Here is a 24,445-nt window from a genome sequence, read left to right as displayed (position 1 = left end):
CATCGGTAATTCGACGGGCTCATAGATACCGAATACTTATAATATACCTGGTCTTAGCGGTAAAGAAAGACACATTTCCTCGTTATTCCAGCTTCCGCTCACTAATACCAGCTCCTCTGTTTGTTCGATCAGCGGTACGAAGCTCTCAAGTCCTTCTCCTATGCAAAGTGAAAAGAGAAATGCAGCCTTATTTAAGTTTTGAAAATGAATGGTCTTCCTTTCACCCGCATGAAGGATAAGGTCAATGCCCAGCACATCATTTACCTTATTCACTTCCCAGCTCCAATCTCTAGATTCAGCCCCTTCACTCTGATCAACAAATGCAGCAAACCAGGTACGCAGCGACACGAGCGTCGCCCCGATTCTAAGTTGAACAGATTCCTTCTCCACAAATGTACTGACGTTATTCAACGCTCCGCCAATCTCTAGACGCAATCGAAAGTCAGAAGCCTGGATGGACCCATCAATCATATCCAAATTCGGATGAGTATCACCGCCATTGACTGCAAAATTAACGCCAAATAATACATGGTTTGACCGCTGCTCTCCGTGAAAGATGGCCGAACAGTAATCATATCCATCATGCAACGCACGAAGATGCAAATAGGTAGCCTGACCTCCATTATCCACATACGCCAGTAAAGTTCGTGTCTGGTTCCACATGATCTCTTTGTTGAAGCTGCCGAGCGAGTAAGTCGGCGTCAGATATGTGGTTGCCCACTTCTCCGTACCGTTGCCGCTGATCCCGAAACATTCCCTAATCGTACGCTGATCCCGGTCAAGGAAACGATCCAAATATTGCTCTGGACAGGCAATACCACACTTATACCAATCTTCATCATAGGGTAATTCATCCTCCTGATAGAAGACTAGCTTTCCTCCTGTTGCTAATTGTAGAAAAGCTTTACTCTGCGGTGTAAGCAAAGTCTTGTAACACCGACTGTGCGGACCCGACCACTGCCTTGTAGCCATATGGAAATGATCTGCTACGCTTTTCCAAGCAATATTCAGCAAGTCGTTTCCGAGCTGCTTCGCATTAGCATTTCTCGTTTCCGTTACAAGAGCGGACAGTTCCAATATTGCAACATAAGTGTAAGTAGGACTATTATATTCTTGGAAAGCCTGACGAGGTAATGTATAGTTGTGCAGCTTTTCCAACCGTTCATATCCGTATTTCACATAATCCTGCCGTTCGAATAGTTCACCTGCAATGAGTGTAACGAACGAGCCCATAATTGCAATATTGGTGTAATGCGGTCCTATATTCCTTATAATAATCGCGTCACAGGCATTGTAGATTGCTTGTTGCACCGACTGTCTCAGCATCTCTGGCAATCGGGCGGAGTGCCTTGAAATGATCAGCGTTAGCAGTTTTCCGCAAAAATCAGCCCAGTTCCAATCGGGAGGCGACATCTGCTCCAATGGCTCCTCATAGAACCAGGACCAGATACCGAACGTACTGCTGCTGCGATCCGTATCTTGCAGCGAAATAACCTGCTCAATAATATCGAAAGCGCGCTGCTCATAGCGTTCTTCCTCCGTATCTAGCAGACCAAGCGCATATAAGAGAGAACTCCGTGTTGAATGAATAAAATCAGCTTGTTTGATGGTTGTATGATACCCAGGACTGCTAAACGGCGATCTCAGCATGTGATTTTCTGGATTGTACTGAGAGTCTCGGGAATCGATCAGTTTAATAAGCTTTTGTCTGTTATTAAATGGATTATTTGAAGAGTCCCCTATGTTCATATCATCCCTCGTATCTATTCAATTTACGTTCAGCAGTTTTTTCAATTCCGTTCACATCTGAATTTCTGTCAACAGTTGCAGAGTCAATCCTTGCCCGTATAGTGTAGGATAAATCGGAATGTGGTTATAAGCATCAACTGATAGCATTATAGGCGTTCCGCCAGATACCCCCGCCACTTCGCCAAACAAATTAATCAAGGACAACACACTCGGAAGGGTTCGCTCAGCCGACTCCAAGTATGATGCATCGAGTATGCCAGCATTAACCCCTCTTATGAAACCACATGCGATTCCAGCACTTGCTGACGTTTCTTTGTACGTATCAACGCGATCAAGTACGGTATGCCAAAGCCCATCTGAAGCCTGACAAGAACGAAGAGCCGCAGCAAGGCTGCGATAGCGCTCAAGCAGTTCACTAGGAATTGCTATTAGTCCACTAATCTCTGTCATTATTTCAGGAACGCTCATTACGATCCAAGCATTGGCTCGTGCCCAATGAACCGCTGATAAATGATTGCCTGCCTCACAGTTCCAGCCGTGATATAACAATCCTGTATTTGTATCTTGAAGCAGTTGCAAATGAAGGATCACTTGCTCCAGCGCCTCTTCAGCCATCCGCTTGTTACCGGTCAACTTTGCCAGACGAGCAAGAAAAAGAACTGCCATATATACGGTATCCGCCCAAACCTGTTCATGAAATTCAATTGCTTCAGTAACGGTGTGCTCAAAAGCCCGCTCGCGAGTGCGCGGTGCTTCGTTTAGCATCCAGTGTGCAATTTCCTGTGATTTGACCAATAGCCATTCCTGCCCCGTGCGACGATACAAGGATGGAAATATAGCAAAAGGCGCCATTGCATTAATCACTTTTTGATTATCGGACTTATGCTTATTCTGCTCAACCCATGATTGTACGTAATGAATGACCTCTTCTTGCCCTGTCTTCTCTCCGTAATCCAAAATGGAAATAACACCTACACCAGGAACCCAGTCCCAATGATTGATATCCATGCCCCATTTACTCTGATGATTGTCTATCATATAACGGTAGATTCTGAACATTGTATTTGCAATCTGTTGTGGCATATCAATCCTCCTTCAAAATTTGATCAATGTCGATTACACCAATCCATAAATGCTGATGCTCATCTGCAAAAGTAAACGACACCCGACTGCTATCGGGACTGAACATCGGATGAGGATGTCCGGGATGATCTCTCCATAAAGGCAGCTCGCATAACAATTGGGTTGTTCGGGATTCCAAATGGACTAAGACGATTTTGCTTACTTCTTCCTCTTCAATCGTATCTGCAACTGCCCAGCGACCGTCAGGACTGAGTGATACATGCCAATACGGGTAGTCGCCATTAATAAACTCCCACTCCTCTCCCCATTTACCAACCCGATACACGCCTGTAGGTTTAAGAGGGCTTTGCGGATACTTGACGAAATATAGATACTCTCCATCTGCCGCCCACATCTCATGCCCTACGTACTCCACATGCTCCCCTGTATCCAGCCGCTGCTGACGGAACACATTGCGTATCTCTTGCGTTGATGAGTCCGCGACATAGATGCGATCCCCGATGTGCTCCGTTTTGCCTTCATGGGCAAAAAAAACAAGCTGTTCATATTCAGGATTAATCATCGAATGGTTCGCTATCGGATATGGCTCTTGAAAGCCCGGTGCTGCCACCTCTTTAACAAATCCACTGTCAACTTCAACCGTCCCAATTATCCATTCCTCGCTACGCTTCCAATAAATACCCAGCTTTTTCCCATCATTAGTGATAGAGAGCGGACCACAAACCTCAGTTCCGACCTCCAAACTGCAAACGGTACGACAAGCATTCGTATGCAGGTTATATTCGTAAATGGTTGAATCAATGTAATAATAGAAAAGGTCATTGGCCGATATGATTCCGCAGGCCCAGCTCAATTCTTCCAGCAGCGTATCATTCTCACCTGTCTCCGTATCAAAACGAACATAGCGTCCTTTTCTCTCCTCATCGATATCCGTACAAACAATAATATGACGGCTGTCCGCCATCCAGGTTTGTGCTGTAAAATAGTTCTGGCCGGTATCCGCACCGGGATTTCCAACAGCCAGAATATTGATATTCGTTAATGAGTCCTTCAACTGGCGTAATAACATGCTGCGATCTTCCTCTCTTCACTATTATTGAAATGACTTTTAGACTTCCTCGTCCAATTCCCTCCGTACCCGCTCTCTAAATTCCGTAGGCGTAAGCCCAGTAATTTTCTTGAATATCCTCACAAAGCTATTCACATTTGTATAGCCCACGCTCTCCGCAATATCACGAATCAACTCTTCAGAATCCTTGAGCAGCTGTTTGGCTTTGTTCATGCGCGTCTCCATCAAATAATCAATAAAATTGCATTCCTTCTGTTCTTTGAACAGCTTGCTGAGATGAGATACGCTCAAATGAAACTCGCTCGCGAGCAAATTGAGCGATAAATCGCTGCGCATATAATACATTTGAATGTACAGCATCACTTTATCAATGACATCATTTCGATCTCTGTTATTACGTTTTTCCTTAATTTGCTCGATGAAGCTCGCCAGTGATTGTATCGTAAATGCCTCTAGATGGTGCAGCTGCTCATACTGATTCAGCATCTCAACCATGTACTGCTCCGGCAAAATCCTTTCCGGGTCAACGCCAATTTCTACAGCTGCGGTTGCCGCCTTCATTAGGCATTGCACAATCAGCTGCATAATCATTTCCGGCGGCACAACATGCTCGGTGAAGGATTCAAACCATCTGTGCACTTGCAGCTTCATCTTATCCGCATCAGCAACCTTAACCGAAGCAACAATACCTTCTGTCATTGCGAATAATCGGTAAAATTGCGGTGATTGATCGCTGAATACATCTTCTTTAGTAATGATCGAATTACTTCCCATCACGAGCTTATAGCGCAGTGCCTCTAGTGATTGCTTGTAGGAACGATGAATATCGTTAACCGTTTCGAAAACATCTCCAATACCAATTGTAATCGTACGGTTAAAGTACTCCTGTACGAAATCCTTCATTAAATCAGCGACTGCCACTGCCCGCATCATATGGCGCTCCGGGTCATCGCTATCGCCAAAACTCATAATGACCGCGCACTTGCCGCTACTCAGTTCCACCGCGATCCCACGGCTCTCTGCATTCATCAATTCCTCCGCAACATTGCAGAGCGCATACGCATACAACTGCAAATCCCGCGGTGAGGAAATTTCATGCTTGTTGTCAAATTCAATGCTCATAACGACAAAATGGTCTCGATACAAACTAATGCCGAGCATATCCATATAAGGCTGCAGCACTGCAAAGTTTTTGCGTTTCTCAGATAGCAATTCAGTCAGCAGCTGCCATTTGATGAGCGGCTTGCTTTCTATCACCTGCTTATGCAGCTCTTCTCGATCTTGTAAAATATGTTGTACCGTCGATTCAAAATATTGGAATTCATCTGTATACTTCCGTGCTGTCGCTTCCTTCGGATGAGCAGTTAAATGACGAGTCATGGCCTGAATAAAACGGTTGACTGGCTTGAAGATCCAACGGCCTACCATTGCCGCCGATGCTGTCGCTACCATAAACAACACAATTGCAAGGATAAGCAAGCCATTTCGAATAGCATAAAGCGGCTTTAGAAACTGTGCCTCAGGCACAACCCGTACAATATTCCAGCCGGTATAATCCGATTTCACGTAAAAAACAGAGGATTCCGTCTGATCAACCTGCTCTGAGAAATGTCCGCTCGCTTCCATTCCATTCAAAATATGATGAATATACGGAAATTCACTAATATCCTTGCCCAGCTTGTTCTGGTCCGAATGCAGCACCACGACTCCTTCACTATCTATAATGAAAGTCTGTCCTTTATCTACCGCTGCCGTATTTCGAATCAAGCCATAAAGCAAATCCTCTTTAATATTTACTGCAATCGCACCTTCGCGTGTACCTGGAGAATGAATAAGCGGGTAGGAACGAACCAGCGTTACCACATTCCGATATATGGGATACTGTGAGTGATTAAGCTGTACCTTGCGAGTCGACATCCAATTGAAGTATCCATCATACTGCTGAAATTCTGGAATCCATGAGAAATCCAGCTTATAATCCTGTTCAGTTAATACATTTCCTGAAACCAGCCGCTGCATGCCGTATGAATAAAGATCAATCGAAAAAATATAATCAATACTATTAATCGCATTCGTAATCAGAGTAGATACTCGAAAAGCATTATTGTGACTTTCCTGCTGGCTGAGCTCATCATTGAAAAACCGTCCAACATCATAAGCTTTTAGCAGTTGAATAGCTGATTTATCAATATGCTTGAGTGACAGTTCAAGCTTGTGATCAAGCTGTCCTAGGAGCTCCATGTTCGTACTGGTCAACTGCCGCTCCAATTGGCGGTTGAATACGGAATAGGTTAAAAAGGCGGATGAAAAAACGAGGAAGAACAGCAGCATCGATAGTATTGCAACCGCCTTAAATAACCGCCGATTTTGTCCGAGCTTCATATCTGTTCCTCCTTCGTTTTAGTCTTCGAGGGCAAACGCTTTAGAATCTAAAAGTTGGCTTTATTATCTTCATACCACTGCTGGGCAATTTCTTCTGCTTTTTCACCGCCCAGACGTTTCCATTCTTTGCGAATTTCGTCCAGTGCCCACTGTCCTGTATATTTCGCTCCTTGCGTTACAGCATTAGCACGTGTTTCCCGAATAAAGGTATCAAGCGTTGAACGAATTTCATTGATTTCATCAAAACTTGGCTGATAAGGAATATCGCGTCGGAACTCATTTTTCAGTACAATATCCAAAGATTTCATATCCAACTTGACAATGCGCTGTGAAACCTCATCACTGGCAGCTTGAACAAGCAGGTTCTCCGCTTTGAAGCCACTCTCATCACGCAATACAGCGTATTCTCCTGCGTAAATGACTTCTTTCGTAAATTTATCTGGATCAAGACGCTTTGCAACGCCGTCTACCATTTCATAATGTACGCCTTCCTCACCATTCACTAGTGTGAACCAGCCCTTCTCCAAAATCCAATCCAAGTATTCCATTGCGGCCTTTGGATTTTTCATATCCTTATTAAAAGCGATATAAAAGAGCGGCGAGGCCTCCTGGTACGTGCCAAATTTGCCATGCGAAGTAGCAACCGCTTCCAGAGGCTCAGGTTTGGCATCCGGCACATTGATCAGTAGGTCCTTCATTAAAATATCCATAGTGCCGGTTCCCCATTGCCCCATATAGATGCCGGCTTTACCTGTTGTCCACAACTGGGTTGCACGCTGATTATTGCTGTCCGTTAAGTATTCGCGATCGACAAGCCCCAAATCATACAGCTGCTTCTCCAATGCAATCGTTTCGCCGAAACGATCAAGAGTCGCACCATATACCATCTTTCCGTCTTCCACATACCATTGATTGTTCATTGCCGCATAAAGTGCAGAGTAAATATCGAATGTCGTATGACCAACAATCGGCGTACTGTCTGGATAACGCTCCTTCATCGCTTTAGCCACGACAACAAGCTCCTCCACTGTCGTAGGCCTTTCAAGCTTTAGTTCATCCAGCCAATCCTGTCTAATCCACATGCCATGATTCACGATGCCTGTAATCGCACGTTTCGTCACAGCCGCATAGACTTCGCCATCAAAAGTTATATAAGGAAGCAAGTCTGGATTCTCTTCTAAATATTTTTTATAAGTCGTGCTGTATTTCTCAATATAATCCCCGATCGGTTGAATAACCCCCTGGGTGACCAGCTTGCCAATATATGTCCGATCATACTCCCATAGCAGATCCGGCGCTTGTTTGGATGCAATCAATACGTTAAGCGTATCCTGCGCTTGGTTGCGCGGTACAGGAACGACCGTTACATCAATACCCGACTGCTCGCGAATCCATTTCACCCAGCGGTTTTCCTCATAAGTGCCCTCATCACTGGATACTTGGCCTCTATCAAACGTGGATATGCTGACTTTCTTGGCTAATCCCTCATAGGGGTCCTTTTCTCCGGTTGATGATTCGCCGGTAGGCTTGGCAGTGCTTTGGTTTGTTGTCTTCGTATTTCCCCCGCTGTTGGAACACGCCGTTGCCAAGAGAGCCATGATCATAACCAGCATAAACAACATTTTTCCTTTTTGTATTCTATTTTGTTTCATACTTGACCTCCTATGGGATTGTTTTTTTATATCAAAACGCACATTTAAGGCGCTCTTGATATTCAGCTCATTGCACGGTTCGGACAGCTAACCTTTTATAGAACCAAGCAGCACGCCTTTAATAAAATGCTTTTGCAAGAATGGATACACACATAAAATCGGCACAATCGCAAACACGACAGCCGCAGCCCGAATACCTTCCGGCGTAATTGAAACTTGCGAGACACCTTCCCCGCTTCCGCGCAGCAATTCGGGACTTACCAAATCGATCATCTGATACAATTTCACCATCAAGGACACTTTGTCTGTGCTGCGAATATAGATCAGGACATTCATATAGGAGTTCCACCAGCCCACTGCATAGAACAAGGTCAATGCGGCAATGACCGGTTTAGAGAGCGGCAATATAATTCGCCATAAAATTGTGAAATCACCAGCACCGTCAATCGCAGCGGATTCTTCCAGTTCATCCGGCAGCCCTTCCAAAAACGATTTCATAACAAACATATTGTAAGCGCTTATAAGTGCTGGCAGCCAAAGTGACCAATACGTATTGGTCAGACCCATGCTATTGATAAGAAGAAAATTTGGAATCAGTCCGCCGCTGAACAGCATCGTAAATAAAATGGCCATCAGTATAACATTTCTGCCCTTCAATCTCGCTTTAGATAGCGGATATGCGGCAATTATCGTAAAAAACATATTCAAAGCCGTTCCAATTACCGTAATAATAACGGTGTTCTTCATGGCAACTATTAATTGTCCGTCTTTCAGCAGCTTTAAATAGGCTTCCACATTGAATTCTATCGGCCACATGAAGATTTCGGCTGCATTGATTGCCCTGCTGCTGCTGAACGATACAGCAATGACGTTAATAAACGGAAATAATGCCATGTAAGCGAACAGCGCAAGAATGATGTAATTAAGCCAGCGAAAAAGGATCGAAGTAACGGTTTGTTGTCCAAGCTTCAGAGCGCATCATTCCTTTCATTCCTTTCATTCCTTTCATTCCTTTCATTTCTTACCATAATCCTCGTTCTCCCAGCGCTTTAATAATTCGATTCACCGAAACAATAAGGATGAGAGCGATGAGTGATTGGAACAAGCCTAAGGCGGTAGTGTAACTGTACTGCAAGTTCACAATTCCCCGGGTATAAACGAAGGTGCTGATTACTTCGGCCACACTGGTTACAGCTGGATTTCGAAGTGCATATACCTGTTCGAAACCGACATCCATCATTTTACCTACTTGCAAGATCAGAAGAATCGCGATTGTACTGCGGATGCCTGGCAGCGTAACATGCCAGATCTGCCTAATTTTATTGGCTCCGTCTATTTTAGCGGCTTCATATAGTGTTGGATCAATCGAGGCCATTGCCGCTAAATAGAGAATCGTCCCAAACCCTGCTTCCTTCCAAATACCAGACACAATAAAGGTCACTGGCCACCAGACTTTATCAGCCATAAAATAAATCGGCTCGATCCCAAACGCCTGAAGTAAATAATTCACAATTCCTGTCGATGGCGATAATAGTGCAATGATGATGCTGCCAAGGACAATCCACGAAATAAAATGAGGAATATACAGCAAGTTTTGCAGTGTTCGTTTGTACCACTCCACCCTTACTTCATTAAGCAGGATCGCCAGCAGGATCGGGGCAGGAAAGGCAAAGAGCAAATGATACAGATTGAGCAGCAGTGTATTTTTTAAAACGATATAAAATTCACGGCTCGCAAACAGCTTCTCAAACTGTTGAAATCCTACCCACGAGCTCCCCCAAATCCCATCGGACAATCGATAATTTTTGAAGGCAATTATTTCTCCAGCCATAGGTGCGTATTTAAAGAGCAATAAATAAATGATTACAGGCAATAGAAGCAAATAAAGAAATCGATTGCGGGTTAATTCCTTTCGCATGGACGTTAACCATCTCGAGCCTGCTCCTGTCTTCGGCAACTCAGGCATTGGAGTATGAGCCGCCGATTGCGAATGTTGCTTCAATGTAATCCCCCTTTCTTCTCATTTGTTATAATGTTTTTCAGTATCGCCTTACCAACCTAAAGTAACATGTACGGTACGTTTGCCGAAATCTCCACTTTTTGTGCTACTATTCCTTCACTCTGAAATAGCACCCTTCCATTCTTGTGATACTATCCTTTTTCGATTTGGGATCAGTTCATTCCAGCATAAGTACTTGGGCTTTAGTGTTTTTTGCCTGTTAAGTCGAAGCTTAGAAACAAAATGTAGCCCGAAACAGAAAGCGCTTACAAAAGTTTGGGATGTTGTAACGTTCAGTCCCCATATTATTAAGCATAATCAGGCCAGATGTTTCAGCGTAGATTGATGGATATTACTCTATATATCAACTTTATTAAACCATAGAGAATGCTGCTTTGTCCCTTTGGGGATAAGCTCAACGAGTACGTATGATGTGTTTCCTCCTTTTAGGGGCATTTCTAACAGACCTTCTAGACTAAAACCTTGATCTTTGATGTGCTAAGAGTGTCGGCTCATCAACTTTTATAAATGGGCATACCGATTAAAATACAAATGCCCCACAAGAAAGACACTTTTTTTCAAAGTGACTTTCTTTGTGGGGCACAGTTCAAACAAGTTAGCTTTTATTCTTTTTTATAAACAGTATAAATTTACTTTCTCAACTTAAGCTTTCTCGACATCAAAACCAAACTCGCTGCCAACCCAACCCCGCTCAGTCCAATCATAAAACCGCCTAGGAACCCATCCATATCTTTAGCGATCCAACTAAGCACTAGGGAGCACATCAACAATAAGAGAGTACCGTCTTTTAACATCGCATTGCTTTTTTCCATAGCAATCATCCTCCAATAGTTTGATTTATTTTCAAATCACATCAAGCCTATCTGGATGATATTAAAACTTGTAAGCCTTCATCGCTTTACGAATTTCTTTGAAGCTAGGACGTTTACCGTACATAAGCACGCCTGTGCGGTAAATTTTAGCGGAAATCCATACGGACACATAGATGGAAATCAAGAGAATACCGATGGAAGTCCAAATTTCCCAGATTGGCGGATCTGTTAAGCCAAGTCTTAGCATCATGACGAATGGTGAGAAGAAAGGAATAAATGATGCTACTTTTACAAGCATACTGTCCGGGCTTGAGATACTAAAGATGGAGATGTAGAAGCCAGCCAAGGAAAGCATGGTAATAGGAAGTACAGCCTGACCCAAATCCTCAGTACGGCTTACGATTGAGCCTACAGCAGCGAACAGTGTTGCAAACAATAGGTAACCTGTTAAATAGAAGAGTAACGCGTATACGAGTATCAAAGGATCAATTTGTGTTAAATCAATATTAAATTTATCTAGCAATTCTTTATTATGCGGTAACAAGATATTAAGGATTATAACGATGACGTAGGTTGTTATCTGAATAAGTCCTACGAAGAACATACCTACTATTTTGCCAAACATTTGCTTCAATGGCGATACGCTTGTAATAAGCAGTTCCATAACGCGTGAGCTTTTCTCAGCTGTAATTTCTGATGCAATCAGTTGACCGGTAATCATAATCGCCATAAACAGCAGCACAACAAGGAAGTATACGAGACCCATATTAACACCTTGCTGCTCCGGCGTTTTACCTTCGTCTACTTTTTCTGAGCCTTCCGTAGCCGAAATTTGAACCGATGCAATATCGATTGGCGAGTTAAGCTGAGCAAGCTGTTCTTTGGTTAATCCAGCATCCTGAAGAATTGTCCCTTGGCGCATAATTTGAAGGGCACTTTGAATTTCGCTAGTCAGATCAAATGCCATAAGCTTCTCTGATTTATAAGTCATCACCGGAAAACCGCTCTCCGTAATGGCCCCGAATTGCAGATAACCTTTAATGTCTTTATCCGAAATAGCCTGTTTTAATTGCTTCTCGTTTTCAGCATCTGAGCCTTTATCGGTATAAGGAATTAGCTTAATGCCTGGCTTTTCCTGTGCTTCAAAGTATGCTTTGAGCTGATCGCCAGTTGCAGAACCTTCTGCGCTTGATTGAATGTAACCAATATTGCTTACTTTGTCTCCACCGCTGAATTGCGTGAAAATATAAGGAAGATTTATTCCGATGGTCATAATGAGTGCAATAATCAAAGTTGTAATAATAAACGCTTTGCCACGGAATTTATTTTTTACTGTAAAGCCAACTACTGTCCAGAAACTATTCATGGCCATCACCACCTACCGTTTTAATAAATATTTCATTCAAAGTCGGTTCCTTAATCTCAAATCTCGTAATCGTCGATTGATTCATCGCTAATCTTAAAATATCTCCGCCTGCCGACTCATTAGCAATTCCAATTTCATAACCATATTCATGACGATTAACATTTGTAACGCCAACAATTTTATCTAAACCAATTACTTCCGATTCCGTGCTCAAAATAACACGCTCCTTCGGAAATTGCTTCTTAATGTCCTTCAAGTTACCCTTCAGCACAACGTTTGAACGATGTAAAATCGTAATGTTGCGGCAAAGCTCTTCAACATGCTCCATACGGTGGGTTGAGAATAAGATACTCGTACCCGAATCTCGAAGCTCCTTAACCGTTGATTTCAATAGCTCTACGTTAACAGGATCAAGACCGCTGAATGCTTCATCAAGAATAACGATTTTTGGTGAGTGAATGACACTTGCGATAAATTGAATTTTTTGCTGATTGCCTTTGGAAAGCTCTTCTACCTTCTTGTTATAGTACTCTGGCACCTCGAAACGATCGAGCCATTTCTTAAGATTTGTATCCGCATCCTTCTTCGACATCCCACGCAACTGGCCCAAATAGATGAGCTGGTCACTGACGCGAACCTTTGGATACAAGCCTCTCTCCTCTGGCAAATAACCAAGATGACGAAGCTCGTCATTGCTGTAGCCTTTACCGTTATAAAGGATTTTCCCCTCATCTGGATAAATGAGTCCAAGCACCATACGCATGGTTGTCGTTTTTCCTGCTCCGTTGGCACCTAGCAATCCGTATATCTCTCCCTCGTTCACTTCAAAGCTAATACCGTTGACTGCTGTTTTGTCTCCATATTGCTTAACAATTTGTTCTACTTGTAATGGAATCATTTCAAATCTCCTCTCAATTCTTTTGTTCTTGTAATCAAGCTATTTTGCATTAATAACGTACTCATAATCTCATCTAGCTCCAATGCTTGCCTGCTTATAACCTGCAAGCCCTTAGTGCCGCACCATTGCTCAGCTTCTGCTGCTTTGCTTGTCGTAATGCGGTAAGTTGTTCCACCTGCATGCTCTATACCACATTCTCCCGGCATGGTTGATGCCAGCTTAGCAGTAAGCTCAGGACCACTAATGAATAAAGTGAACCAGCTGCTGAATAACTCATCCTTTTCATACATGCCCAGCACCTTTCCTTGTGCCATAAATACGATAAAATCGGCAAGTCGTTTCACTTCTTCAATAATATGGGAAGTCATTAGTATAGTCCGATCACCCTGATCCATAAATCTATGAAGTACGGCAATCATCGTTTTCCATGCTAGTGGATCAAGCCCAGAAGACGGCTCATCGAGTAGAAGCAGCTCAGGACTATGGGCTAATGCTACTGTAAAATCAAATTTGCGACGCATCCCCTTCGACATTTTACCTAAGAGCTGATTATCATCAACCTCTAGCAGATGCAAAAGTTCACGATAGCGATTTACATCCCAATTCTTATACCAGTACCGACAAAACTCAGCTTTTTCGGTACCTTTCATCTTGTCTTCATGAGGAAAAGGCTGTTCTGGCAAATAACCTATTCGCTGCTTCATTTCCACTGAAGGGCCTTCATCGAGCTTATGACCTAGCAGCTCAATTATTCCTTCATCTGCTTTAGATAGGCCTAACATAAGATTAAAAGTCGAGCTCTTGCCGCATCCGTTCGGGCCAACAATTGCCGTAATATAGCCTTTGGGTATTTGCAATTGAATCGGTCCCAGCTTAAAATTAGATCTCTCTTGCAAGACTCCCGTCATTTGCAGCGCATTTGTCTCACTCATGCAGTTATCCTCCTTTATTCAAAATGCTTCTTCATCGCTTCCTCAAACATTGCCTTAAGCTCATCCTCCGTACACTGCACTCGCTTGCCGGCTATAACCGCTTGCTCTAATGCCTCTATAACTGCTGAAAGTCGATGTCGATCTCGCTCCATTTCTCCAACTTGGGCTACGTAGGTGCCTGTTCCTTGTCTCGTTCGGAGTAATCCTTCACCTTCCAGATCGTTATATACTCGTTTGACTGTTATAACGCTGCACTTCACCGTTTGTGCAAGCTCACGTATGGATGGGAGCAATGTACCTTCTGTTAGCTGGCCGCTGACAATCAAAGCGCGCAATTGCACTTCAATCTGATGGTATAACGGCTCGGCGCTTTGTTCGTTTATTTGGATCGGCAGCAGTATGACATTCACCCACTTTCAGTATCAAATATTTATGCTTTATAGCTGCGTTTTTCTAGTCGAGATTCGATTCGATTTGTTCCGATAAGCACCACTAGGACGGCGATAGATGCTATTGCAATGACTATCCACCAATTCCCATTCTCAACAGCATTCAGTGTGGTGAAGATTAGACTCTTAACATGTAAAAGCGCCAATCCGATTGTAACGATCAAATAGATGATGACATAGATAATGCTGATATAAAGATAAGCTTTACCGGAATGACCAACTTCCCAGTAGATATAGGTTGTAGCAATCGTTAAGGAGTAAGCGAACCAGAACAATCCATATAATACAAAGCTGCCAATATTAATATCTGTCCCACTTAATGTAATGAATAGATATTGAAGTCCGAAAAAAACGAACTGAGCTAGAAATAATATGATAACTAATTGAATCATTCTACCGATTGCTATTTGTTTGGAAGAGATCGGCATCGTTCTCCACTGTGCCATTCTGTTCGTATATGCATCTGTTTTCCAATAGCTCTTCATGGATGAATTAACACAGAAGCCAAGAATAGGCAGAAGAGATAAGTAAATGAAATCCAACGCCCAATTGAAAGAAGCTGCGTCTTCGTCACCCTTATTTAAAAACATTGGTACTGTAAAGAGTAACAAGTATCCTACGACTGCGAGTGTAAAAAGATTCTTCCATTTATCCTTTTTCAATTCATGCTTCGCTAGGAACCAAGCACCTTTCCATACATTCACTGCATTTGCTCCTTCCAACTTGAAAAGTTGTTATACTGTATATATCCTTATACACAGTATATTCACTAAGCACACGCATGTCAACACTTTCCAATAAAATAAAAAAAGCGTGTTTCTGGAAGAGATTATCTCTTCCGGAAACACGCTTTATTATTACGTTTTCTATATATTCTTTAGCCGAATATAGCATCTATAACAGGCTTAGTATGACCGCCTGGATACAACAGGTAGAGCAAAACATATACCATTGTTCCTGTAGTAGCTGTAACGAACCAAACGAGAGATGTTACCTTCCCCCATTTACGATGCTTTGCAAACTTCTTCTTATAGCCCAGTGTAAGTGTCGTTATTCCAAATACAGCACCCACCGTTGCAAGCACAATATGGAACAGCAAGAAAACGAGGTAATAAGGCTTTAACCAATCGGGTCCGCCCCATGCCGTGTTCCCAACAAAGATTGTACGAGAGACATAGACGATAAAAAAGATCGTCGCAGACACTGCTGCATAGAACATCACCTTCTGATGCTCTTCCAATCTGCGTTTAATGGCTAATCTCCAGCCAACCGCCACGAGCACCGCGCTAAGCACGATGAAGAAGGTGCTTATTGTCGGCATAATATTATAACTATTCAATGTTACCCCACCTATTATAAAAGAATATTTATTCTACGCTGTTCCTGTATTTGTATTAGGCAAATCATCGTCAGCATGCTCACGCTTGAACCACTGCTTGAATATATACGCTAGTATCAGACCGTACATGAGCTCCTGCATCAGCTTCATGATGATACCGCCTAGCTGCTGATCCTCAACCGTACTCATAATATTGAAAAACTGCGGACCGCCAAACATCTCTAGCAATCGGCTAGGATCTCCTGATACACAATAACCCATAGCCGTTACCCATACGTTGGGATCATTATATATCGCATACAAAGGTGCTGATGCAAATATGATCAATGCACAAGCAGGTGTAATCAGAATACCGTTGGCAAACACGTAGGCCATTTTCTTAATATCTGTAAGTCGACTCCATTCCGGCACTGGACAAGCGATTTGCCACCACATCATAAATGAAGTAATGAGCAAAACAGAATAATAAAGACGATGCACGGAGAAGTGCGTCATCACATAGTCATGGATAAGTGGAACATGGTAAATGGAAAATAGCATATTAAAAAGAATAAGAGTAACAACAGGATGCATCAAGAAACTTATCTTTTTCCAGAAATGAGCTGAAAATAGTTTGCGCCAAATAAAGCCCGGCACACTTAACAGTACCATAGGAGGTACAAGTAAATATGATACTGACATATTTACCATATGAAATGTAAACATGAGATGACCAAGTAGATTGAGAGGCCCTCCATGCGACATATAAAACAGGATGGCAGCCGTTACGAACATCGCTTTTTGAAACCACGTTGCTGTTAGTTCCTCAGGGAAATGCTTTTCACGCCATGGACCAATCAAATAGAAATATAGAATAACGACAGCCGTCATTCCAAACAAGAACATTGGGGTCCACAATTCTTCGAAGCGGAAATACTGTAAGCCAAGCATCGTGGAGGCTCCTTTCCATTACATAAGCTACATTTTAGAAAAAAGGAGGGACCCGCTTTGGGAACCCTCCTCTCCTTCATTCATACGATGGATTTACCACCATGCCCAATACTCAGCCATAATGACACAAGTAAATACGATGAATACACCCATCAAAATTCCGATAGTCGCGAAAGTGTGACCGCGATCCTTCATATGCATCCAGACAGCCATTTGAACAAATACTTGCACAATTGCTAATCCGACCAAAACAATGTAAATGAAATCTTTATTTAGCTCTCCGCTAATAACGGTTGCGAACGCAATAAAAGTTAGCAGAACGGAGAATAAAAAAGAGATAATGGCCTTCTTGGGGCCCTCTACCTTATGACGTCTGGTGCTTTCCTCTGTGGCTGAATGATTGTTTGCCATCGATTAGACCACCTTTCCCATCAAATAAACGACGGTGAAGATAAATACCCATACAACATCGATAAAGTGCCAGTACATACCAGCAACATATACCTTCGGTGCAGTAACGACAGTCAGACCTTTTTTCATCAATTGAATGATGATCAAAGTGATCCACGCAATACCGAAAGCGACGTGCGCTCCGTGAAAACCTACAAGCGTATAGAACGAGGAGCTGAACGCGCTCGTTGTAAAGCCGTGGCCTTCATGTACGTAGTGAACAAACTCATAAATCTCTAGTCCAAGGAACGCTAAGCCTAACACAACGGTAACAATCAACCAGTTAATTAGGGACTTCACCTTATTTGTGTGAAGTGCATGAATAGCGAATACGCTAGTCAAACTTGATGTTAACAGAAGCGCTGTTGCCATTGCTACGAGTGGAAGCTGGAACAACTCATTAGCGGTAGGACCATCCAACACTTGACCGCGAAGTGCAAGGAACGCTGAGAACAACGTTCCGAATAGCACTGTTTCGCCGCCAAGGAATAACCAGAAGCCTAATACCTTATTGCGTCCCTCGAGGGTCGCCTTTTCGGGCTCATGAGGCAATTGCCCGTCTACATGCGAATGAGCACTCATGCTTTTCCCCCCATATCTCTAAGAATTTCATCTTCTTCAATGTGGAATCCATGATCGTCGATAACGGAGCGAAGGAACATACATCCGAATAAAATAAGCAAACCGACGATACCTACAGCGTAACCTGCTTTGAATGATCCAAATACATTGCCCCAATCTGGAGCATACATAAATCCTAAACCTGCAATAAACAAGCCAACACCCATAAAGAACGGCAAGATTGATGGAGATGGCATATGAATAGGGCCAATTGGCTCAGCTGGAGTCATACCGCTGTGACCGTCCATTTTTTCTTTCCAGTATGGATCATAACCGCGTACAAGCGGTGTTTGAGCAAAGTTGTACTCTGGAGGCGGGGATGGAATCGTCCACTCCAATGTACGTCCATCTTCCCAAGGATCAGCTGGTGCATCTTTCGGTTTGAATGCTGTAATGACAACATTCAATAGGAAGAAGATTGTACCAAAGCCCATTAGGAATGCGCCCACTGTACTGATTAAGTTCATTTCATTGAAACCAAGACCGTCTAGGTAAGTCCAGATACGACGCGGCATTCCTAGCAAACCAAGGAAATGCTGGATTAGGAATGTCATGTGGAAACCAATGAAGAATGTCCAGAACGTCCATTTGCCCAATGTTTCATTAAGCACTTTTCCGAACATTTTCGGCCACCAGTAGTGAAGACCTGAGAAAATACCTAGAATCAAACCGCCTACGATAACGTAGTGGAAATGTGCAACTACAAAGTAAGAATCGTGATACTGGAAGTCAGCAGGCGCTGCCGCTAGCATAACACCAGTAACGCCGCCCATTACGAAGGTAGGAATAAATCCGATTGCAAACAAACTCGCTGAAGTGAATTTGATCGAACCGCCCCACATCGTGAACAGCCAGTTGAATATTTTGATACCTGTCGGAACCGCGATAAGCATCGTAGCAATCGAGAACAATGAGTTTGCAACAGGTCCAAGACCTGTTGTAAACATGTGATGCGCCCATACCATGAAGCCTAGGAAACCGATCAAAATTGTTGCGAATACCATTGAGCTATAACCGAACAAACGCTTACGTGAGAAAGTGCTTATTACCTCGGAAATAACGCCAAAGGCCGGCAGGATGAGGATATAAACCTCAGGATGCCCAAATATCCAGAAAATATGCTCCCACAGAACCGCGTTACCGCCTCCTGCAGGATCAAAGAAGTTTGCATCGAACAATCGGTCGAACATTAGCGCTGCAAGACCGACAGCAAGAGCCGGGAATGCGAACAAGATAAGCGCTGAAGTAATGAATGCTGCCCATGTAAACATTGGCATACGCATGAACGTCATACCAGGAGCACGCATGTTAATAATGGTAACCAGGAAGTTGATGCCCCCGATTAGTGTACCGATACCTGCAATTTGTAATCCCAATACATAGTAGTCAATACCATGATCCCCACTATAGGTCGTCCCTGCTAAGGGAGCGTAGGATGTCCAGCCTGCATCTGGAGCACCGCCTGTGAACCAGCTGACGTTAAGCAAAATTCCACCGAACAAGAATGTCCAGAAGCCTAATGAGTTAACGAAAGGAAAGGCTACGTCACGTGCACCGATTTGCAACGGTATAACCGCATTCATGAGCGCGAACAAGAGCGGCATGGCTGCTAGGAAAATCATGGTCGTACCGTGCATAGTAATTAGCTCGTTATATGTATCCGCACTAACAAAATCATTTAGCGGCTTCCATAATTGAACGCGGATCAGGATTGCTTCCAAACCGCCGACCAGGAAGAAAAATCCGCCAGCGATCATATACAAAATTCCAATTTTCTTATGATCAACCGTTGTTAGCCAGTCCATCAGACCGCTGTAACGTTTGACCTTATGCGTATGCGCATGAGCCAAAGTAGGTACCTCCTTCAATCACCGATTAATTATTGTTCGTAGTCAAGTTTCAGTTCAGATAAGTATTTTGCAATGCCTTTAAGCTCTTCTTCAGTCAAATCTACAACACCCATTTGGTTGCCCGGTTTAACTTCATCCGGATTTTTGATCCAACGGTATAGATTATCATAAACAGAACCTTCATTGCTATATTCTGGTTCATCGGTGTTAACAAGTATACCGCCAACAGTCTGACGACTACCGATACCCGTTAAGTTTGGATAAGCTGGTCCACCCAAATCACCTACTGCGTGACAAGCAAGACATTTGCTTTCAAATGCAGCAGCAACAGCTGGATCACTAGGAAGAGCAACTGGCTCTTGGATAGCTGCTACCCAACGGTCAAAGGAAGACTCGTCCACTGATTTCACTTTAAAATCCATTAAACCATGCGAAGGGCCGCAAAGCTCGGCACATTTACCAAGGTAAACGCCTTCTTTTGGAGCAGAGAAGTACATTGCATTTTCATTTGCACCTGGGTTTGTATCAATTTTACCTGCAAGTGATGGTACCCAGAACGAGTGAAGCACGTCTGCTGATTTTGCTTTAATTGAAATGATTTTACCTTTTGGAATAATAAGCTCTTGCGATGTTTTAATACCGTAGTCAGGATATTCGAATTCCCACCAGTATTGGTGTGAAGTCACGACTACTTGAATCGCGTCTGGATCTTTACTGTAATCCTTAGCTAAGTTAAATACGGATTGAACAGTTGGAACTGCAAGGATAACAAGCAAGATAATTGGAATAACTGTCCAGATAATCTCCAGCTTGTGGCTTCCTTCGACTTGCTTCGGAATAGTCTTATCTCCTGGTCGTCTGCGGAAACGAATAATGACATACAAAGAAATCGCAAATACGACAACAACCACAAATAACATGATTCCAATCGTAAGCTTCATCAGTCCGAATTGCTCTTCCGCTACAGGTCCCTGGGGATTCAGCGTCGACAAGTCAGCCCGTCCGCATGCCGCTAGCACCAGTACCATCATGGCCATAAGCGGCGCTAGCCGTTTAAAATAATGCCACCGTTTCATCATTAATCAACCCCACTTTTGACGTTTTCGCAGTCGCCAGATATCACGTGGCAAGCGGCAAACTGCGTGTTTCACAGATGTTTTTCCAACTCCTGCAACTTAAATCACTTTATTAAATATAAAGTTGAAGCCTGTTTTTGTCAATGTTCCACAGAGAGTTCACAAATTGTTCTCAAAGCTGTCAAATTCCCTATTTCTTCAACGTTTTTTAGCATACTGCTGCATATTGTCCGATACCTCAGCATTACTAACTCTCTCCCCTTCATTGTGCACCAAACCTATGGTCAATTATGTATGACAATGAAACGTATATTTAAGCTGTAAAAACAAAAGCTAAAGCCATCATCCTATGAATGGGGGTCCGTTCTAAATGGTTAAACGAATGGCCGCACTGCTCATCTCCGCTGTTGTTCTCTCTGCTGCTGCAGGCTGCAACTATAAAGAGCTTGCACAGAATAGCGATACTGACTACGGCAGCCGTCAACAAAATGATCCAAAAATGCTCCATGGCAAATCATATGGTCCAGCTTCCAACAATCCAAATCAGCATGATAATGCCTTCTTTGAATACAGTTCTGTTATTTCAAATAAGGTCAGTGCCCTTAACGGAGTCGCTTCCGCTATCGTTATGTTGACAGATAAAAATGCTTATGTTGGACTTATGCTCGATTGGACAGCTGTTGGAACAAGAAATTCAGGCAGTCATAAGGAACAAGACAATACAGGTACAACGGAAGGCGTCTATAATCATGATACAGGGAATCCTTACGGGAATGGCCGATTACTTGTATCCCCATACAATTCTTATTTCTCAGTCAATGATATTAATGATTTATCGAACGAGCTAAAACAAACTGTAGCTCTGAGGGTCCGTGAGCTTGCTCCCTCCGTACAAGAGGTTCACATTTCAGCAAATATGGATTTGGTCAATTACCTTAATGAATTTGCGAAGGAAGCTTGGGGCGGTAGATCGCTTACGCCTTGGATCGATACTTTCAATACCGTTGTACAGTATCATTTTGCTGGTGGAAAGGTCATGCCAACGCCGATCACATTGCCGGGAACCAATTTGCAAAATGAGAAGAAATTGAATGAATAAAAAAAATCGCTTCCTATTATATAGAGCAAAAAAATAGCAAAAAGGGCTCATTACAATATGAGCCTTTTTTGCTATTCTCTTCATCCTTACTTTTAACGCATAGGTGCAAACTCTTTGATTTCTGATAGAATAGCTTCGATTTGCTCCAAAAGTGTTTCCGTAAGCACGATATCAATCGCTTTTATATTCTCTTCAATTTGAGCAGGCCGGCTTGAACCGATAATGGCAGAGCTCACTCCTGGTTGACGAAGCACCCACGCGAGTGCCAATTGAGAGAGGGATACTCCAATTTCATCAGCAAGCTGTGCTAGTTTCTCCGTAACTAACAGTACATCCTCACGCATATAGCTGTTAATCACACCGTTAGTCTTATCGTTCGCCGCACGGCTATTTGCTGGCGCTGCTTGACCCGGTTTGTATTTCCCAGTTAACACACCTTGAGCTAGCGGTGAAAATACAACCTGCCCCATACCCTCGGCAGCAGACACATCCAAAACTTCTTTCTCGATATAACGCTCAAACATATTGTATATAGGTTGGTTTGAAATGAGCGGACGCAATCCAAGTCTTCTACTTATCAAAGCAGCATCACTTATTTGAGAAGCAGACCATTCACTTATTCCTGTATATAAAACCTTCCCCTGCGCTGTTAAATCATCAAGTGCACGCAACGTTTCTTCAACTGGAGTATCCGAATCAAAGCGATGACATTGATAGAGATCAATATAGTCAGTGCCTAATCTTCGCAAACTAGCCTCGCATTGCTCCATAATATGTTTGCGGGATAGCCCGCGATCATTTGGTCCGGAACCCATTGGGAAAAAAACTTTAGTAGCAAGCACATAACTGCTTCGTGTATACGTTTTCAAAGCATCCCCAATTACTTTTTCCGCTTCACCATTATTATAGGCATTAGCAGTATCGAAAAAGTTTATACCTAGATCATAGGCTTTATGAACACATGCCTTCGCAGTTTCCGCTTCTGTTGCCGTACCATATGTAAGCCAGCTGCCAAGCCCAATTTCACTAACCTTTAATCCGCTCGTGCCAAGTCTTCTATATTTCATGCCCATGCTCCAATCGCTCCTCTTATTATATTTCGGCTAACTTCATTAAGAGTGTATAGGAGTTCGTAATTAAATTAAAGTAGTGAATATTTCTTCATTTTATTATCTAGAATATATATACTATACTTATGTTTAGTAGGAAACGGAAAGGAGTTTATTCATTTGAGCTTACAAAATTACATACCAAAGGAACCTATTCATATTGAATGCAACGTTGAAAAAACACTAGATGTGATAGGCGGAAAATGGTCTTTTTTGGTGCTGCGGGAGCTGTTTTGCGGTACTAGAAGATTCGGAGAGCTACAAAAGCTTATTCCTGCTGTCAGTCCTCGCGCGCTAACAAGCACGCTTCGTCATCTCGAGGATAAGGGCGTGCTTGAGCGCAAGGTTTTTCCAACAGTGCCAGTAACAGTCGAATATACATTGACACCAAAAGGCGAGGATCTACATCATATTTTAAAAGAAATGAAGCTGTGGTCAGCTAGATGGACTTAAACTATTTTTTCGGCAAAGGCGATTCAACAAGAGCATTATAACCAGCTTGAAATCGATCCCTAGCTGTCTGATAAATGCGGCGATCACTTTCATTCCGCGACAATCTCTCTAGGCGGGCTAGCTCCGCCTGAAATTGCTCCATCAGCATGGACACTCGATCTCCTGGCTTCGGTTGCGTATTATTGGGTTGATGATTAAGATCACCCGTTTGCAACAGGAGTTCTCCATTGCTGTCAATCTGAGCGAAAAACACTTCTTCCTCTTTCAAATTCCTTTTTTTCAACTCATGCTTAAGCCAGTTCCGATCATAACCAGCTTCCTGAAGAACCTTGTCTTGAATATCACCATCCATCATGATCGTCTGAGCCGCACGTTCCTCAGGGAGTTTCCACCCAAGAAGATCAGCTGTGATCGGTTGATATTCCTTCTTCAGCATGACATTCACTTCACCGCTTGCTTCCATAACAGCAAATTCAACATCTGCAACGCGATAAACATCCTTCTTTCTCAGCTGTTCAAGCATTTCATCCAAGGTTAAGCGTTCTTTGTGCAAATTTTTCTTAAGCAATTGACCATCCTGAATCAATACCGTCGCTTTCCCATCAACTACATCTCTAAATTTTCTGCTTTTCATCGTAGCAAATTCCATACCGACAGAAACACTAACCCAAACAGCCAGTGAGACGATCCCTAAATACCATAGATTATCGAGATCTAGTGAAACATAAGCAGCAATATTACCAATGGATATACCTGTTATATATTCGAACAATGACAACTGAGATATTTGACGCTTTCCTAGAACTTTCGTGAGCGCAAATAAAATAACGATTGCTGCTAATGTCCGAAGTACAATTTCTAACCAACTTGGCATATGTATCCCCCCTTTCGTACACATAGCGTGTCCAAAATCAAAAATTACATTCTTTTTCAATATCATGTTGCTTTTTCAAAATATATGTAGTATGATAATAGGAATGTATGATATTTAACCCCACATAATCCCCATTAAGATTCAATGTACTCCTCAGATTTTGATTTCTTTGCTGTTAATTCCAAATCATGTTTCGTGCAGTATTTCTGATTCACACTGGCGCGGTCATCGG

At 42.9% G+C, this 24,445-nt stretch carries 23 protein-coding genes; 2 read left to right on the top strand and 21 right to left on the bottom strand.

All coding sequences use genetic code 11. From position 1 onward, the window contains the following. Nucleotides 1-36 precede the first annotated feature (36 nt). From AC0YOD_RS22815 to coxB, 19 genes are all read right to left on the bottom strand, one after another. Nucleotides 37-1,749: a hypothetical protein gene (locus AC0YOD_RS22815; RefSeq protein ID WP_475801629.1), complete on the bottom strand. Its 1,713-nt coding sequence runs from the start codon at nucleotides 1,747-1,749 to the stop codon at nucleotides 37-39. 51 nt (nucleotides 1,750-1,800) lie between these two features. Beyond that, a complete protein-coding gene (locus AC0YOD_RS22810; protein ID WP_475801628.1) occupies nucleotides 1,801-2,832 on the bottom strand; it encodes a glycoside hydrolase family 88/105 protein in 1,032 nt (343 codons plus the stop codon). Nucleotide 2,833: 1 nt separating this feature from the next. Beyond that, entirely contained in the window at nucleotides 2,834-3,901 is a 1,068-nt protein-coding gene (locus AC0YOD_RS22805; RefSeq protein WP_475801627.1) for a TolB family protein, read from the bottom strand. A 39-nt stretch (nucleotides 3,902-3,940) separates the two neighbouring features. Beyond that, the gene (locus AC0YOD_RS22800; protein WP_475801626.1) at nucleotides 3,941-6,283 is read right to left on the bottom strand and encodes a helix-turn-helix domain-containing protein; all 2,343 of its coding nucleotides are present in this window, start codon (nucleotides 6,281-6,283) and stop codon (nucleotides 3,941-3,943) included. A 47-nt stretch (nucleotides 6,284-6,330) separates the two neighbouring features. After that, nucleotides 6,331-7,935, bottom strand: coding sequence for an extracellular solute-binding protein (locus AC0YOD_RS22795; protein WP_475801625.1), 1,605 nt, complete (start codon nucleotides 7,933-7,935; stop codon nucleotides 6,331-6,333). An 87-nt stretch (nucleotides 7,936-8,022) separates the two neighbouring features. Beyond that, a complete protein-coding gene (locus tag AC0YOD_RS22790; protein WP_475801624.1) occupies nucleotides 8,023-8,829 on the bottom strand; it encodes a carbohydrate ABC transporter permease in 807 nt (268 codons plus the stop codon). 127 nt (nucleotides 8,830-8,956) lie between these two features. After that, nucleotides 8,957-9,937, bottom strand: coding sequence for an ABC transporter permease (locus tag AC0YOD_RS22785; RefSeq protein ID WP_475801623.1), 981 nt, complete (start codon nucleotides 9,935-9,937; stop codon nucleotides 8,957-8,959). 647 nt (nucleotides 9,938-10,584) lie between these two features. Further along, on the bottom strand, nucleotides 10,585-10,767 hold the full coding sequence (locus AC0YOD_RS22780; RefSeq protein ID WP_475801622.1) for a hypothetical protein: 183 nt from the start codon (nucleotides 10,765-10,767) through the stop codon (nucleotides 10,585-10,587). A gap of 61 nt (nucleotides 10,768-10,828) precedes the next feature. Then, a complete protein-coding gene (locus AC0YOD_RS22775) occupies nucleotides 10,829-12,133 on the bottom strand; it encodes an ABC transporter permease (RefSeq protein WP_475801621.1) in 1,305 nt (434 codons plus the stop codon). Further along, entirely contained in the window at nucleotides 12,126-13,031 is a 906-nt protein-coding gene (locus AC0YOD_RS22770; protein ID WP_475801620.1) for an ABC transporter ATP-binding protein, read from the bottom strand. Before AC0YOD_RS22770 ends, AC0YOD_RS22775 begins: the two co-directional genes overlap by 8 nt. Further along, entirely contained in the window at nucleotides 13,028-13,963 is a 936-nt protein-coding gene (locus AC0YOD_RS22765) for an ABC transporter ATP-binding protein (protein ID WP_475801619.1), read from the bottom strand. Before AC0YOD_RS22765 ends, AC0YOD_RS22770 begins: the two co-directional genes overlap by 4 nt. 14 nt (nucleotides 13,964-13,977) lie before the next feature. Continuing rightward, nucleotides 13,978-14,364, bottom strand: a complete 387-nt coding sequence (locus AC0YOD_RS22760) for a GntR family transcriptional regulator (protein ID WP_475801754.1) — start codon at nucleotides 14,362-14,364, stop codon at nucleotides 13,978-13,980. Nucleotides 14,365-14,393: 29 nt separating this feature from the next. Then, nucleotides 14,394-15,116 carry a hypothetical protein gene (locus AC0YOD_RS22755; protein ID WP_475801618.1) on the bottom strand — a complete coding sequence of 241 codons (723 nt, stop codon included), beginning with the start codon at nucleotides 15,114-15,116 and terminating at the stop codon, nucleotides 14,394-14,396. Nucleotides 15,117-15,289: 173 nt separating this feature from the next. Beyond that, nucleotides 15,290-15,751: a DUF420 domain-containing protein gene (locus tag AC0YOD_RS22750; RefSeq protein ID WP_475801617.1), complete on the bottom strand. Its 462-nt coding sequence runs from the start codon at nucleotides 15,749-15,751 to the stop codon at nucleotides 15,290-15,292. A 33-nt stretch (nucleotides 15,752-15,784) separates the two neighbouring features. Further along, nucleotides 15,785-16,681 (bottom strand): cytochrome c oxidase assembly factor CtaG, encoded by an 897-nt coding sequence (gene ctaG, locus AC0YOD_RS22745; RefSeq protein WP_475801616.1) that lies wholly within the window; start codon nucleotides 16,679-16,681, stop codon nucleotides 15,785-15,787. A gap of 93 nt (nucleotides 16,682-16,774) precedes the next feature. After that, nucleotides 16,775-17,092, bottom strand: coding sequence for a cytochrome C oxidase subunit IV family protein (locus AC0YOD_RS22740; RefSeq protein ID WP_475801615.1), 318 nt, complete (start codon nucleotides 17,090-17,092; stop codon nucleotides 16,775-16,777). A 3-nt stretch (nucleotides 17,093-17,095) separates the two neighbouring features. Then, the gene (locus AC0YOD_RS22735) at nucleotides 17,096-17,713 is read right to left on the bottom strand and encodes a cytochrome (ubi)quinol oxidase subunit III (RefSeq protein WP_475801614.1); all 618 of its coding nucleotides are present in this window, start codon (nucleotides 17,711-17,713) and stop codon (nucleotides 17,096-17,098) included. Beyond that, on the bottom strand, nucleotides 17,710-19,557 hold the full coding sequence (gene ctaD / locus AC0YOD_RS22730; protein WP_475801753.1) for a cytochrome c oxidase subunit I: 1,848 nt from the start codon (nucleotides 19,555-19,557) through the stop codon (nucleotides 17,710-17,712). The genes AC0YOD_RS22735 and ctaD overlap by 4 nt, the downstream gene beginning before the upstream one ends. A gap of 74 nt (nucleotides 19,558-19,631) precedes the next feature. After that, the gene (gene coxB, locus AC0YOD_RS22725; RefSeq protein WP_475801613.1) at nucleotides 19,632-20,681 is read right to left on the bottom strand and encodes a cytochrome c oxidase subunit II; all 1,050 of its coding nucleotides are present in this window, start codon (nucleotides 20,679-20,681) and stop codon (nucleotides 19,632-19,634) included. A gap of 367 nt (nucleotides 20,682-21,048) precedes the next feature. Here coxB and AC0YOD_RS22720 point away from each other — a divergent pair, with 367 nt between their 5' ends. After that, nucleotides 21,049-21,777, top strand: a complete 729-nt coding sequence (locus AC0YOD_RS22720; RefSeq protein WP_475801612.1) for a YhcN/YlaJ family sporulation lipoprotein — start codon at nucleotides 21,049-21,051, stop codon at nucleotides 21,775-21,777. A gap of 92 nt (nucleotides 21,778-21,869) precedes the next feature. Here the strand turns inward: AC0YOD_RS22720 and AC0YOD_RS22715 are convergent, their stop codons facing one another. Beyond that, the gene (locus AC0YOD_RS22715) at nucleotides 21,870-22,844 is read right to left on the bottom strand and encodes an aldo/keto reductase family protein (protein ID WP_475801752.1); all 975 of its coding nucleotides are present in this window, start codon (nucleotides 22,842-22,844) and stop codon (nucleotides 21,870-21,872) included. 162 nt (nucleotides 22,845-23,006) lie between these two features. Between AC0YOD_RS22715 and AC0YOD_RS22710 the strand changes: the two genes are divergently transcribed. Further along, a complete protein-coding gene (locus AC0YOD_RS22710; RefSeq protein ID WP_475801611.1) occupies nucleotides 23,007-23,339 on the top strand; it encodes a winged helix-turn-helix transcriptional regulator in 333 nt (110 codons plus the stop codon). A 1-nt stretch (nucleotide 23,340) separates the two neighbouring features. Here AC0YOD_RS22710 and AC0YOD_RS22705 read toward each other — a convergent pair whose 3' ends face one another. Beyond that, entirely contained in the window at nucleotides 23,341-24,213 is an 873-nt protein-coding gene (locus AC0YOD_RS22705) for a DUF421 domain-containing protein (protein WP_475801610.1), read from the bottom strand. Between the last annotated feature and the right edge of the window lie 232 nt (nucleotides 24,214-24,445).

The organism is Paenibacillus sp. J31P13, assembly GCF_056269295.1.
This window is presented reverse-complemented; position numbering and strand designations above follow the sequence as displayed.